Below are 14,127 nucleotides of genomic sequence, written 5' to 3' on the forward strand. Positions count from 1 at the left end.
CCCGTCGGTATCCCGGACATGTCCTGGGCACTAAAAAAATCGATAAGCATATCTACATACTGTTTGGAGACAGTCATGAAAACGAAACTGGGCGCCGCACTCGCGACGGCGATGGCGCTGGCCGGACCGGCCTGCGCACAAAGCAGCGTCACGCTGTACGGGATCATCGATACCGGCGTGTCCTACTACAACAACGCCGCGCACGGCGGGTCGTTCACCGGGATGCCGACGCTGACCGGCGAGGTGCCGTCACGCTGGGGCCTGAAAGGCACGGAGGATCTCGGCGGCGGCTACCAGGCCTTCTTCGTGCTCGAAAACGGCTTCCAGCCCGGCACCGGCGCGCTGAACTACGGCGGGCGCCTGTTCGGGCGGCAGGCGAACGTGGGCGTGAACAGCCCCTTCGGCGCGCTGACCCTCGGCCGCCAGATGAACATGTCGATGATCGTGCTGACCAATGCCGACGTGATCGGTCCGTCTATTCATTCGATGGCGGATTTCGACTCCTATCTGCCGAACGCGCGCAGCGACAATGCAATCGGCTACAAGGGCACGTTCCACGGCGTGACGCTCGGCGCCACCTACAGTTTCGGCCGCGACGCGGCCGGGCCGGCAGGACCGTCGGCGACGGGCTGCACCGGACAGGTGCCCGGCGACATCGTCGCCTGTCGTCAATACACGGCGATGCTCGCCTACGACGCGAGCAATTTCGGGCTGGCCGCATCGCACGACGTGATGCGCGGCGGCGGCGGCGCGCTCGCGCCGCTGAACAATCCGGCGTACACCGACACGCGCGACATCGTCGCCGGCTACGTGAAGTTCGGTCCCGCGAAACTGGGCGCCGGGTGGATCCGCCGCAACCTCGCGGCGGCCGAACACCTGCAGGCCGACATCGTGTTCGCCGGCGGCACGTACTACGCGACGCCCTACCTCGCACTCGACCTGCAGGGCGTACGTTACCTGCAGCGTCGCGAAAACAGCGAAGGCGGCACGAACGCCACGCTGCTCGTCGGCCGCGCGAGCTATTTCCTGTCGAAGCGGACGACCGTCTATACGTCGGCGGGCTACATGTTCAACAGCACGCTGGCCGCGAACGCGGTCGCCGCCGGCGGGACGGTCGGCACCGGGATGAATCAGCTCGGCGTGATGGCCGGCATCCAGCAGAAGTTCTGAACGCCGCCCCCCGCACTACCTCAATCGGCGAGCCGGCAATGCAAGAGCTTCAACCCCGGCAGCACCGGCGCGTCGATATAGCCTTCGTTCACGCAGCTGAAGCGGAAATTCGCGGACGCCGTGAACGGCTTGATCTCGCCGCCGGGAAATTTCGGCTTCAGCGCGGCCTGGTCGGCCACATCGAAATGCGTGTCGAACTGCCCGCCGTCGGTCGTCAGCGCGCCGAAGTACGTGCCGCCCGGATCGCTGCCCATCCGGATCACGGCGCCGACGAACGCGAGGCGCTTGCCGTCGTATTTCGTCTTCGCGGCGGCCATGTCCTGCGTATAGGCCTCGATCACGGCACTGTAATGCGCGTCGATCGCGGGCTCGTCCGCCGGTGCGGCGCAGGCGTTCCGGTGAACGCCCGCCAGCATCGCGCACGCCGCAAGCGCGGCCGCCGCGAACGGCGCGGAAATCTTTTTCATTGGGTGGTCTCCCGTCAGGCTTGGCGGTTGAAGTGATTGAAAGCGGCGCGGTGCCGGCTGCCCGGCATAACGCCAGATGAATTCGCTTCCGTTTTAATCGTTCGAATGGCGGAACACGGCTGCGATCACTTCACCACCCGCAAGGTCGAGTGCGGTACGTTGCGTCGCGCCGAACGCGACGTGACAGGAAGAAGACATGGTGCGGCCCCCGGCTCTCATTGAATTTCACTGCGTTTGATTTTGGCCGCTACGGTAACAGACGGCCGACGGCCCGGCAACCAAGGCCCGCCCGCCGCCGACCGCGTCATTACAATTGCAAATAATTCTCATTACATATATCATCCGCATCCCGGTTGCGGCGCAGTGCTGCGGCCCGCGACACGACCCTTAGCACGCCGTCCCGTATCGATTCATGCCATCCCGTCGAACAACCCGCCGCGCCCGGACCCTTCGTCCGTGGCGCACGAGCCTGCCTGCCCTGATCACGCTTTGCGTCGCAAGCGGCGCGCATGCCGACGCCGCCGAACCCGCCAACGCCAAACCCGTTGCGTCCGCATCCGCCTCCACACCCGCATCGACGCCCTCGACGCCCGCCGAACACGAACTGCCGGCCATCAGCGTCAACGCATCGGCGGCCGTCGATCCGACGCTCGGCTATCAGCCGCGCACCAGCAGCATCGCGGGCGGCAGCGACCGCCCGCTCAAGGAGATTCCGCAATCGGTCGCGGTGGTCAGCAGCAGCGTGATGCAGGACCAGCAGGCGCGCTCGCTCGACGACGTGCTCGGCAACATCAGCGGCGTCACGCAGACGAACACGCTCGGCGGCACGCGCGACGCGTTCACCAAGCGCGGCTTCGGATCGAACAACGACGGCTCCGTGCTCGTCGACGGCGTGCGCACGCCGGTGCTGCACAGCTATCTCGCGACGATCGACCGCGTCGAAGTGCTGAAGGGCCCTGCTTCGCTGCTCTACGGAATGCAGGATCCGGGCGGCGTGATCAACCTCGTCACGCGCAAGCCGGAAGACACGTTCGGCGGCTCGATCTCCGCGTCGCGCACGAGCCACGGCGGCAGCAGCGCGCTGTTCGATCTCACGGGCCCGCTCGGCAAGCCGGGCCAGGTCGCCGGCGGCACGCTCGCGTTCCGGCTGACCGGCGAATACGACACGAGCCGCTACTGGCGCAGCTTCGGCCGCCAGCGCGACGCGCTGATCGCGCCCGCGCTGTCGTGGCACGACGCGAACACGTCGGTCGACGTCAGCTACCAGTACGTCGACTACACGACGCCGTTCGATCGCGGCACCGTGCTCGTGAACGGCCAGCTCGACGATGCGCTGCGCTATCGCCGCTACGAGGAAGCGTGGTCGCAGAGCAGCGGCATCCAGGAAACGCTGCGTGCGCGCATCGAGCACCGCTTCTCCGACGCGTGGCGCGTGCGCGCGACCTACGGCTGGGGTCGCGACCGCTACGACCAGTACATTACCCGCGGCAACTCGTTCAACAGCACGACGGGCGCAATGACGCGCTCGTCCGATGCAAACCTCGGGCGCAACGATTCCGACCAGATCGCGACGCTCGGCCTGCTCGGCAACGTGACGCTTGCCGGGATGAACCACGCGATCTACATCGGCGGCGAATACGAGCGGCAGCGCAGCTTCCGCGGCGACACGATCCGCGGCAAGGCAACGACGGGCTTCAATCTCTACGATCCCGTGTACGGCCTGCTCGCACCGGGCGGCATGCCCAACCCGAAGCAAAGCGATTCGCGTTCGGTGGTGCATGCGTATTCGATGGTCGTGCAGGACTCGGTGAAGCTCACCGAGCGTCTCACCGCGGTCGGCGGGCTGCGCTGGGAAAACTGGCAGCAGGAATCGGGGATGGGGCGGCCGTTCGTGTTCGCCGACCGCTCGCGCGGCAATGTCTGGCTGCCGCAGTTCGGGCTCGCGTATGCGCTCACGCCGGCGCTGACCGCGTATGCGAACGTGAGCCGTTCGTTCAAGCCGAACGTCGCAACGAACGTCGCCGCGCCGCTCGCGCCTGAATACGGCCGCGTGCTCGAGGCCGGGCTGAAGTTCAGCGTGAAGCCCGCGATCACGGGCACGCTCGCGGTCTACCAGATCGACAAGCGCAACGTCGCGGTCACGAACGGCGACATCACGTCGACGATCGGCACCGCGCGCTCGCGCGGGATCGAACTCGACGTCGCGGGGCAGATCACGCGCCACCTGAGCGTGATCGGCAGCTATGCGTATACGAACGCGACCGATCGCGACAGCAATACGCCGCTCGTCAACGTCGCGCGCCACACGGGCAGCCTGTTCGCGGTGTACGACACGGCGATCGCGAACCTGCCCGGCCGCTGGCGCTTCGGCGGCGGCGCGCGCCTTGTCGGCGCACGCTCCGGCGACACCGCGAACAGTTTCACGCTGCCCGGCTACGTGACCGTCGACGCGTTCGCGGCCTACGAAACGACGATCGGCAAGTTCCCGACGCGCTTCCAGCTCAACGTGAAGAACCTGCTCGACAAGACCTACTACCCGTCGAGCAACAACAACCTGATCGTTGCGGTCGGCGAGCCGCGGCTCGTCACGCTGACGACGACGGTGTCGTTCTGACGCACGACACGACGCGCGCGACACGCACGCCGGGCACCGGCCGCCCGGCGGCGCGAACCGGTATCAGCCGCCCGCGAAATCGAGCAGGATCTTGCAGCTCTCGGCAGGCCGCTGCTCGGCCATCTCGAACGCCTGCGCAACGTCGCGGAAACCCACCTTGTGGGTGACGATATGCTCCGGCTGGATCAGCCCGCGGCCGATCCAGTCGATCACCTGCGGGAACATTGCGCAATTCAGCCGCGACGCGGCGAGCGTGAGTTCCTTCTTCGTCAGTTCCGCCTGCACGATCGCCGACGGTTCCGACGAGAAGCCGAGCACGCCGATCCGGCCCGCCGGCGCGGCGATCCGCACCGCCTCCTCGAGAATCGACGGATGGCAGACCGCGTCGAAGATCAGCGTCGGGCCACCGTCGACGCCGCGCTGCGCCAGCGCGTCCGGTAACGACTCGACGCTCGTGTTGATGATCTCGTCCTCCGCCGCGCCGCACTTTCGCGCGAGCTGCAAGCGCGCGTCGAGCCGGTCGGTGATGAACGCGCGGATGCCGTACACGCGCTTGAGCACCTGCAGGATCGTCAGCCCGACGGTGCCGGCGCCGTAGATCAGCGCGACATCGCCCGGCAGCACCCCGGTGCGCGACGTCGCGTTCGCGGCCACCGCGAACGGCTCGACGATCGCCGCGCAGGTGTCGGCGATCTCCGCCGGAATCCGGTATGCGTTGCCGGCCGGCACGCAGGTGTACTGGCTGAAGCCGCCGTCGCGATGCACGCCGAGCACGGTCAGGTGCCGGCAGACATTGCGCCGGCCGATCGTGCACGCATGGCAATGCCCGCAACTGATCACGGGATCGACCGCGACGGTCTCGCCGAGCCGCGCTGCGTCGACGCCCTCGCCGACCGACTCGATCGTCCCGACGAATTCGTGGCCGATGATGCGCGGATACGACACGAACGGATTCTTGCCGTGAAAGATGTGCAGGTCAGACCCGCAGATGCCCGCATAGCGGACCTTCACGCGCACTTCGCCGGCGGCGGGCACGGGCAGCGGCACCTCGCGCACACCCATGCTGTTCGGACGATCGACAACGACGCTCAACATTTCGGTTCTCTCCTTCGGTTCTTCGCCGCTCACCAGTTCCACATCGACCCATCGCGCAGCCGCGCGACCGGCAGGTACGCGCGCTCGTACGGGTACTTCGCGGCCAGCGTCTCGTCGATGTCGACGCCGAGGCCCGGCACGTCGTCCATCACGAGATAACCGTCCTCGAAACGGTAGCTGTGCGGAAACACTTCATCGGTCAGCGGGCTGTGCGGCATCAGTTCCTGGATGCCGAAGTTCGGCGCCCACAGCCCGAAGTTCACGGCCGCCGCCATGCAGACCGGCGACAGGTCGGTCGCACCATGAAAGCCCGTGCGCACCTGGTACATCGCCGCGTAGTCGGCGATCCGGCGCACGTGCGTGATCCCGCCCGCGTGCACGATCGTCGCGCGGATGTAGTCGATCAGCTGATCGCGAATCAGGTCCTTGCAATCCCAGATCGAGTTGAACACTTCGCCGACCGCGAGCGGCGTCGTCGTGTGCTGGCGGATCAGGCGGAATGCGTCCTGGTTCTCGGCGGGCGTCGCGTCTTCCAGCCAGAAGAGGCGATGCGGCTCGAGATCGCGGCCGAGCCGCGCGGCCTCGATCGGCGTGAGCCGGTGATGCGCGTCGTGCAGCAGGTGCGGCGCATCGCCGACCGCGTCGCGCACCTTGCGAAACAGGTCCGGCGTATGGCGCAGATAAAGCGCGGTATCCCACGGCTCTTCAGGCGGCAGGCCCTTTTCGGCGGGTTCGTACGCGCCCGCGGTCTTGCCGACGCCGTACACCTTGTCGAGCCCCGGCACGCCCGACTGCACGCGGATCGCACGGAAGCCTGCCTCGATATGCGCGCGCACCGCGTCGACCGCTTCCTCGTGGTCGCGCCCATTCGCGTGGCCGTACACCATCAGGCCGTCGCGGCTCTTGCCGCCGAGCAGCTGGTAAACCGGCATGCCCGCGAGCTTGCCCAAGATGTCCCACAACGCCATGTCGATCGCGGCAATCGCCGTCATCGTCACGGGCCCGCGCCGCCAGTACGCGCCGCGATACAGGTATTGCCAGATGTCCTCGATGTTGCGCGGGTCGCGGCCGACGAGGCAGGGAAATACATGGTCTTCCAGGTACGCGCGCACGGCGAGCTCGCGCCCGTTGAGCGTCGCGTCGCCGAGACCGTAGACGCCTTCGTCGGTCACGATCTTCACCGTCACGAAGTTCCGGCCCGGACACGTGACGATGGTCTGCAAGCGTTCGATTTTCACTGCGCTCCTCCAGCGGGCGATTCAGTCGACAAAGTAATGAGGTGCGCGGCTGCGCACGTCCGGCAGATGCGAGCCGATCCGGTCGACGTGCGTCGCGACCGATGCGCCGAGCAGCGCCATGTTGCGCGACGCGATATGCGCGAGGATCTGCTCGTGCTCCTGCAGCGCGCGGCGTGCATGATCCTCGACGCGATCGAGCAGCAGCCAGCGCACGCGGTCGAACTGGCGCTTCATCGGCTGCAGCATTTCCCACACGTGCGGCCGGCCCGCGAACGCGAACATCCGGCCGTGCATCGCTTCGTCCAGTTCGAAGAACGCCTCGACATCGTGCGCGGCCACCGCAGCGCGCTGCGCGTCGATGATCCGCGACAGCTCCGCGAGTTGTTCCGCCGTGATTTTCTGCGCGAGCTCGACGTGGTTCGCGCATTCGAGCGTGCTGCGCGCGAACCGCCCTTCCTCGAGGATCGATACCGGAATCGGCGCGACGAACGTGCCGACCTTCCGGTGGATCTGCACGAGCCGCTCGTCGGCCAGTTGCGCGAATGCCTCGCGCACGGGCGTGCGGCTGACCTTGATCGTCGTCGAGATCACGGCCTCCGACAGCGCGGTGTGCGGCGGCAGCGCGCCCCGCACGATCGCGTGGCGCAGCAGCACGTGCACCTGCTCCGTATAAGACCGGCTCTCGTCCAGCGAGAACCCCTGCAACGCCGTGACGACGACGTCTTCCTCAAATGCTGCCGTTTCGCTCATGTTTGCCGATGCATCTGACTCGATTTCGATAACTACCATGGTACACAACCCAAGGAAATTGATCTAACTGGCGTTTACACCAATAACATCCGGTAAAAACCCGCAATAACCTTCACTCATCCCGACATCTACCATGGTACAACCCGTTGCCGATCGACATGCCACCCGCACCCGACTTCCTGCGCACCGCGCCGCCCGGCACGCGCCGCCCCCGCTATGACCGGCGCGCGGTCCGCACGGGCATCGTCCACCTCGGCCTCGGCGCGTTCCATCGCGCGCATCAGGCGCTCCATACGGAAACGGTGCTCGAACAGGGCGATCTCCGCTGGGGGATCGTCGGCGTCGAGTTGCGGCGGCGCCATACCGTCGACCTGCTCGCCGCGCAGGACCACCTGTACACGGTGACCGAACGCGACGGCGGCGGCGTGCGCACCCGGATCGTCGGCGCCGTGCACGGCGCGCTGTTCGCACCGGAATCGCTGCCCGCGCTGCTCGCGCTGATCGCCGATCCGCGCGTGTCGATCGTCAGCCTGACCGTGACCGAGAAGGGCTATTGCCGCCGACCCGGCGGCGGCCTCGATGACGACGATCCCGCGATCCGCGCAGACCTCGCCGCGCCCGACACGCCGCGCACCGCGCTCGGCGTAATCGCCGCCGGCCTCCGGCAGCGGCCGGCCGGCGCGCCGCTCACCGTCGTCTGCTGCGACAACATGACGTCGAACGGCGACACGCTGCGCGCGCTGCTGCTCGACTACGCGGCGTGCGTCGACGACGGCGCGCTCGCGCGGCGCATCCGCGACGACGTCGCATTCCCGAACAGCATGGTCGACCGGATCGTGCCGGCCGCGACGCCCGAATCGCTCGACTGGGCGCAAGCGCATCTCGGCGCGCGCGACGCGGCCGCGATCGTCTGCGAACCGTTCTCGCAATGGGTGATCGAGGATCGCTTCGCCGGCCCGCGCCCGCGCTGGGAAGACGCCGGCGCGCGCCTCGTCGCGGACGTGCGGCCATACGAAACGATGAAGCTGCGGCTGCTGAACGGCTCGCATTCGGCGATCGCGTATGCAGGGCAGTTGCGCGGCCGCGCGACGGTGTCGGACGCAATGGCCGATCCGGCGATCGCGACATTCGTCGACGGCGTGATGACGCACGACCTGCTCGCGAGCGTCGACGTGCCGTCCGGCTTCGACGCGCACGACTATTGCGCGACGCTCGTGCAGCGCTTCCGTAATCCGACGCTCGCGCACCGCACCGAACAGATCGCGATGGACGGCACGCAGAAGGTGCCGCTGCGCTGGCTGCCCGCGCTCGCCGAAAGCGCTGCGGCGGGCGTCGAGCGCCCGTATCTTGAGCGTGCGCTTGCGCTATGGCTGTACTACCTGACCACCGCGCACGACGCTTGCGGCCGACCGTTGACGATCAGCGACCCGGGCGCGGCCGCGCTCGCCGAGACGCTCGGCGCGGCCAACGACGCGAACGGCGCGGTGCGCGCGGCGCTCGCCAGTGCCGCGCTCGCCGGCCCGGCCGCGTGGCCCGACGCGCTGGTCGCGCGCGTCGGCGCGCATCTGTCGACGCTGCGTGCGCACGGCGCCGATGCGCTGCTCGCGCCGCTGCACGTGCGCTGAACGCCCGCACGGCCGGTTGGCCGCCGCCGCGAACCGCGTGACGCCCCTGCCCGTCGATGTCCGTGTCGACGCGGCGAACGATGGAAAAGACATGACGGCCGGCCCACCGGCACGAAGGAGACAGACATGAAGCAGAAGTCGCAGGCATGGTTCACGGTATTCCTGCTGTTCATCGTGTATGGCATCAACTATCTCGACCGCGTCGCGCTGTCGATCGTCGCGCCGATCGTGCAGACCGATCTCGGCATCAACGCCACGCAGATGGGTATCGTATTCAGCACGTTCTTCGTCGGCTACGCGCTGTTCAATTTCATCGGCGGGCTCGCGTCCGACCGGCTCGGGCCGAAGCTCGTGTACGTGCTGGCGGTCGGCCTCTGGTCGATCTTCTGCGGGATGACCGCGCTGACCGTCGGCTTCGTGAGCCTGCTGATCGTGCGGCTGCTGTTCGGCATGGCCGAAGGCCCGCTGTGCTCGGCCGCGAACAAGATGGTCAACAACTGGCTGCCGCGCGACGGCGCCGCGACCGCGATGGGGCTGCTCAGTGCGGGCTCGCCGCTCGGCGGCGCGATCGCCGGGCCGATCGTCGGCCTGCTGGCCGCGCAGTTCGGCTGGCGGCCGGCATTCTGGATCGTCTGCGCGATCGGGCTCGCGTGGGTCGTGCTGTGGATGGTGTCGACGTCGGACCGTCCGGCCACGCCGGTGAACGAGGCACCGAACGTGCCTGCCGCCGCCCGCGCGGATGACGACGACGCATCGGCACCCGCGCGTACGCTGTCGCACTATGTGCGCCAGCCGCGCATCCTCGCGACGGCGGTCGCGTTCTTCAGCTACAACTACGTGCTGTTCTTCTTCCTGAGCTGGTTCCCGAGCTATCTCGTGCGCGCGCATCATCTGAACATCAAGGAGATGAGCATCGCCACCGTCGTGCCCTGGCTCGTCGGCACGGTCGGCCTCGCATGCGGCGGCGCGATCTCGGACGCGCTCTACCGGCTCACCGGCAACCTGCTGCTGTCGCGCCGGATCGTGCTCGTCACCTGCCTGCTCGGCGCGGGCGCATGCGTGGCGATCGCGGGCACCGTGCAGTCGACGCAAGGCGCGGTCGCGCTGATGTCCGTGTCGCTGTTCTTCCTGTACGTCACCGGCGCGATCTACTGGGCGATCGTGCAGGATGTCGTGCACCCGGCGCGCGTCGGCGGCGTGAGCGGCTTCCTGCACTGCATGGGCAGCCTGTCGGGCGTGATCGGGCCGGCCGTGACCGGCTTCATCGTCGAACGCAGCGGTTCGTTCGCGTCGGCGTTCGTGCTGGCAGGCGCGATTGCGCTGGTGGGCGCCGTGCTGGCAGGCGTATTCGTGCGCAACGGCCGGCCGTCTGCAGTCTTGCGCGAACGCACGGCGCACTGACGCTGCCGCGCGACGATTCACAACGCGACGCCGCGCACCGCGGCGTCGCCCTCCCGCCTCCCGCCCGATCATCAGCCCCCCGAATATCTCCCATCCGATATCGCGATTTCCGGTATCGATCGTGCGCCTCTAGACTGGCTACGCGATGGCGACACCGCGCCGCCTCACGGCACGCGACACGCCCCCACAAAAACGATCCTGGGAGTCAAGCCATGTCCGACGGGCATGCGCGCCGAGGCGCGCTCAAGACACTCGGCCTCGCGGCCGGCTCCGCACTGCTCGCCGCCACGCGCCGCGCTCACGCGGCGGCGCCCGAAACCGGCGCGCTGCTGCCCGGCGGCGCCGCGCGCCTCGCCGACCTCACGCGCCGCCTCGCGGCCGTGCCGAGGCGGCGCGACTTCAAGACGGTGCCGATGATCCTCGAACGTCCCGACCAGTGGGATCACGCGGCGCTCGCCGAAGTGATCGGCTATCGCGGCGGCCCGAAGCAGGTGTGGGACAACACCGAGCTCGGCGGCCCGTGGCTGAACCTGATGCGCAATTCGCTGAACGCGCAGATCTGGTCGTACGGTCATCCGGATTTCCTCGTCGTGTCGGCCACGCACGGCAGCGCGCATCTCGCGCTGTTCGACCAGATCGCGTGGGACAAATACGGCCTCGCGAAACTGGCCGGCGCCGCATTCCCGACCAACACGCTGCTCGACGCGAAGCCTGCGCAATCGAAAGGCGCGCAGGATCACGCGTTGCCCGACGGCGCATTCTCGTCGCACGACAACAGCATCGCCGCGCTGCGGCAGCGCGGCGTCGTGTTCCTGTCGTGCCACAACGCGATCTGGGAGCTCGCGGAACGGCTCGACGGCGCGAACGCGAATCCCGACAAGCTGCCGCTCGACGCACTCGCGGCCGACCTGACCAACCACGTGATCCCGTCGGCGATCGTCACGCCGGGCGCGGTCGGCACGCTGCCCGAGCTGCAGCAGGCCGGTTTCACGTACGCGAAATGAGGCTCTCGATGACCTCGATCCCCCCGCAATCGCCGTCGCGCCGCCGGCGGCGCACGCTGCGCGCCGCGCTGGCCGCCTGTCTGTGCTGCGCGTCCGCACTGTCGCTCGCCGACACCGCCACGACCATCTTTCCGCCCTGGCAGGACGGCCGCAACAACGACGCGCTTCATCGTGGCCTCGAATTCACGGTGCCGCAGGTCGACGTGCTCGCCGATTTCCACGGCGACCTCGCCGCACCGAAGCTCGTGCTGTTCGTCGGCGGCAACTATTTCTTCGCGATGGCGCCGCTCGTCGCGAAGTTCGAGGAAGATCATCCCGAATACCGCGGCCGCATCTACTGGGAAACGATCCCGCCCGGCCTGCTCGTGAAGCAGATCCACGCGGGCGGCACGATCACGGTCGGCAACATGACGTGGACGGTCAAGCCCGACGCGTATTTCGCGGGGCTCGGCAAGATCGACGGGCTGATCGCGGACGGCACGCTCGCGGGCCCCGCGGTGCCGTACGTGACGAACCAGTTGACGATCATGGTGCGCGCCGGCAATCCGAAGCGCATCGCGTCGCTGAACGATCTCGCGCGGCCCGACGTGAAGCTCGCGATGCCGAACCCGGAATTCGAAGGCGTCGCGCGGCAGATCCGCGCGTCGCTCGTGAAGGCCGGCGGCGACGCGCTTGCGCGCACCGTCTACGACGACAAGGTGCGCGCCGGCACGACCGAACTCACGCACATCCACCATCGGGAAACCGCGCTGTTCCTGATGCAGGGGCGCGCGGACGCCGGCGTGCTGTGGCAATCCGAAGCGGCATTCCAGGAACAGGTCGGGCATCCGCTGATGCACATCGACATTCCGGCCGCGCAGAATACGACGGCGATCTATGCGGGTGCGATGGTGAAGGACGCGCCGCATCCGGAAGCAGCGCGCGCGTGGCTCGCGTTCATCCGGTCGCCGGAAGCGTTCCGGATTTTCCAGCGCTACGGCTTCGGCCGCTACGATGCGACGACACCGGTGCAGCACCTCGCGCCGGCGGATGACCGGCCCGACGCAGGCTGACCGCGTGCCCGCGCCGGCCATACGGCGGCGCGCACGCGACATACGACAAGGAGGGGACACGTGAACGATACGGTCGACACACGGCGACGCCGGCTCACACCGCTGCTGCTTGCCGCAGCGGCACTGCTGGCCGGCCGTGCGCACGCGGACGACGCGACGCTCGGCAAGACGCTCGCGACACAGGGCTCGGCGACGGGCGTCGCCGCCTGCATCGGCTGCCACGGCAGCCACGGCGAAGGCAATGCGGCGGCCGGCTTCCCGCGCCTCGCGGGCACCAACGCCGCGTATCTGTCCGCGCAGCTTGCCGCGTTCGCGGACGGCAGCCGCCAGAACCCGGTCATGCAACCGCTCTCGAAACTGCTGACGCCGCACGAACGCGACGCGATATCCGCGTACTTCGCGAGCCTGCCCGCGCCGGCCGGTGTCTTCACCGCCGACGACGCGTCGATCGATCCCGCGAACACCGGCGCGTGGCTTGCGACGCGCGGGCGCTGGTCGCAGGGCCTGCCCGCGTGCGCGCAATGCCACGGCCCCGGCGGCCTCGGCGTCGGCACCGCGTTTCCGCCGCTCGCGGGACAGCCTGCCGCGTATATCGCCGGCCAGTTGAACGGCTGGAAACACGGCACGCGCCCGCCCGGGCCGATGGCGCTGATGCCGATGATCGCCGGCAAGCTGTCCGATGCTGACATCGACGCGGTGGCCGCCTACTATGCGCACGGCGGCGCCGCTCAAGGAGACAAGCGATGATCGACCGCACGACGCTGATCCGCCGCGCCCGCGCCACGCTGCTCGGCGCGGCCTGGATACCCGCGCTCGCGTTCGCGGCGGCGCCGCAGGATGCACCGGCCGCCGCTTCCGCACCCGTGACCGCACCGGCACCGGCCGCAACCGCGGCAGCGGTCAAGCCGTTCACACCGCCCGCCGAATCCGCGATGCCCGCCGACGACTTCGGCAAGACCGTGAAGCTCGGCGAGCAGATCTTCCTGCACACGCCCGAGTTCGCGGGCAAGTACGTCGGCAACAAGCTGACCTGCGCGAGCTGCCACCTCGACGCGGGCCGCCGGCCCGATTCGAGCCCGATGTGGGCGGCGTACCTGTTGTATCCGGCCTACCGCAGCAAGAACGGACACGTGAACACGTTCGCCGAGCGCCTGCAGGGCTGCTTCCGTTACAGCATGAACGGCAAGGCGCCGCCGGCCGGCGACCCGATCCTCGTCGCGCTCGAAACCTATTCGTACTGGCTAGCGAAGGGCGCGCCGGTCGGCACGAAGCTGCCGGGGCAAGGCTTCCTGAAACTGCCGCCGCCCGCGCAAAAAGCCGACTACGCGCGCGGCGCCGCCGTCTACACGCAGCACTGCGCGCTGTGCCACGGCGCGGACGGCCAGGGGCAGTCGAGCGGCGGCAAGCCGGCCTTCCCGGCGCTGTGGGGCGCGCGCTCGTTCAACTGGGGAGCGGGGATGGGCGACATCCGCAATGCGGCCGGGTTCATCAAGGCCAACATGCCGCTCGGGCTCGGCGGCACGCTGACCGATCAGGAAGCGTGGGATGTCGCAACCTTCATGGACAGCCACGAACGTCCGCAGGACCCGCGCTTCACCGGCTCCGTGCAGGACACGCGCGCGAAGTTCCACGATTCGCCCGACTCGATGTACGGGCTCGGCGTGAACGGCCGCGTGCTCGGCGCGCCATGACGCCGCGCCGCACCGGCCGG

The 14,127-nt window shown here is 68.4% G+C and carries 12 protein-coding genes; 8 read left to right on the forward strand and 4 right to left on the reverse strand.

The window, feature by feature from the left end; translation table 11 throughout:
* Nucleotides 1-75: 75 nt before the first annotated feature.
* On the forward strand, nucleotides 76-1,170 hold the full coding sequence (locus tag BT264_RS30985; RefSeq protein ID WP_072443706.1) for a porin: 1,095 nt from the start codon (nucleotides 76-78) through the stop codon (nucleotides 1,168-1,170).
* 20 nt (nucleotides 1,171-1,190) lie between these two features.
* On the opposite strand, the gene BT264_RS30990 is transcribed toward BT264_RS30985, so the two are convergent.
* Entirely contained in the window at nucleotides 1,191-1,637 is a 447-nt protein-coding gene (locus tag BT264_RS30990; protein ID WP_072443708.1) for a hypothetical protein, read from the reverse strand.
* A 412-nt stretch (nucleotides 1,638-2,049) separates the two neighbouring features.
* Here BT264_RS30990 and BT264_RS30995 point away from each other — a divergent pair, with 412 nt between their 5' ends.
* Nucleotides 2,050-4,251, forward strand: a complete 2,202-nt coding sequence (locus BT264_RS30995) for a TonB-dependent siderophore receptor (RefSeq protein ID WP_072443709.1) — start codon at nucleotides 2,050-2,052, stop codon at nucleotides 4,249-4,251.
* A 63-nt stretch (nucleotides 4,252-4,314) separates the two neighbouring features.
* On the opposite strand, the gene BT264_RS31000 is transcribed toward BT264_RS30995, so the two are convergent.
* The 3 genes from BT264_RS31000 to BT264_RS31010 are packed head-to-tail and all read right to left on the reverse strand — an operon-like array spanning nucleotide 4,315 to nucleotide 7,334.
* Entirely contained in the window at nucleotides 4,315-5,346 is a 1,032-nt protein-coding gene (locus BT264_RS31000) for a Zn-dependent oxidoreductase (protein WP_072443811.1), read from the reverse strand.
* A 29-nt stretch (nucleotides 5,347-5,375) separates the two neighbouring features.
* Nucleotides 5,376-6,584, reverse strand: coding sequence for a D-mannonate dehydratase ManD (gene manD / locus BT264_RS31005; protein WP_072443711.1), 1,209 nt, complete (start codon nucleotides 6,582-6,584; stop codon nucleotides 5,376-5,378).
* A 21-nt stretch (nucleotides 6,585-6,605) separates the two neighbouring features.
* On the reverse strand, nucleotides 6,606-7,334 hold the full coding sequence (locus tag BT264_RS31010) for a GntR family transcriptional regulator (protein ID WP_072443713.1): 729 nt from the start codon (nucleotides 7,332-7,334) through the stop codon (nucleotides 6,606-6,608).
* A gap of 158 nt (nucleotides 7,335-7,492) precedes the next feature.
* On the opposite strand from BT264_RS31010, the gene BT264_RS31015 reads away from it, so the two are divergent.
* From BT264_RS31015 to BT264_RS31040, 6 genes are all read left to right on the forward strand, one after another.
* Complete coding sequence (locus BT264_RS31015; protein WP_072443813.1) at nucleotides 7,493-8,959, forward strand: mannitol dehydrogenase family protein; 1,467 nt, start codon at nucleotides 7,493-7,495, stop codon at nucleotides 8,957-8,959.
* A gap of 126 nt (nucleotides 8,960-9,085) precedes the next feature.
* Nucleotides 9,086-10,360 (forward strand): MFS transporter, encoded by a 1,275-nt coding sequence (locus BT264_RS31020; RefSeq protein WP_072443715.1) that lies wholly within the window; start codon nucleotides 9,086-9,088, stop codon nucleotides 10,358-10,360.
* Nucleotides 10,361-10,572: 212 nt separating this feature from the next.
* Nucleotides 10,573-11,364, forward strand: coding sequence for a thiosulfate dehydrogenase (locus BT264_RS31025; RefSeq protein WP_072443716.1), 792 nt, complete (start codon nucleotides 10,573-10,575; stop codon nucleotides 11,362-11,364).
* Nucleotides 11,365-11,372: 8 nt separating this feature from the next.
* A complete protein-coding gene (locus tag BT264_RS31030) occupies nucleotides 11,373-12,416 on the forward strand; it encodes a molybdate ABC transporter substrate-binding protein (protein WP_072443718.1) in 1,044 nt (347 codons plus the stop codon).
* 60 nt (nucleotides 12,417-12,476) lie between these two features.
* Entirely contained in the window at nucleotides 12,477-13,163 is a 687-nt protein-coding gene (locus BT264_RS31035) for a c-type cytochrome (RefSeq protein ID WP_072443719.1), read from the forward strand.
* Nucleotides 13,160-14,107, forward strand: coding sequence for a c-type cytochrome (locus BT264_RS31040; protein WP_072443721.1), 948 nt, complete (start codon nucleotides 13,160-13,162; stop codon nucleotides 14,105-14,107). The genes BT264_RS31035 and BT264_RS31040 overlap by 4 nt, the downstream gene beginning before the upstream one ends.
* The last annotated feature ends 20 nt before the right edge of the window (nucleotides 14,108-14,127 follow it).

The organism is Burkholderia sp. NFPP32 (genome assembly GCF_900119325.1).
In the GTDB taxonomy this organism is placed as follows: domain Bacteria; phylum Pseudomonadota; class Gammaproteobacteria; order Burkholderiales; family Burkholderiaceae; genus Burkholderia; species Burkholderia pyrrocinia_C.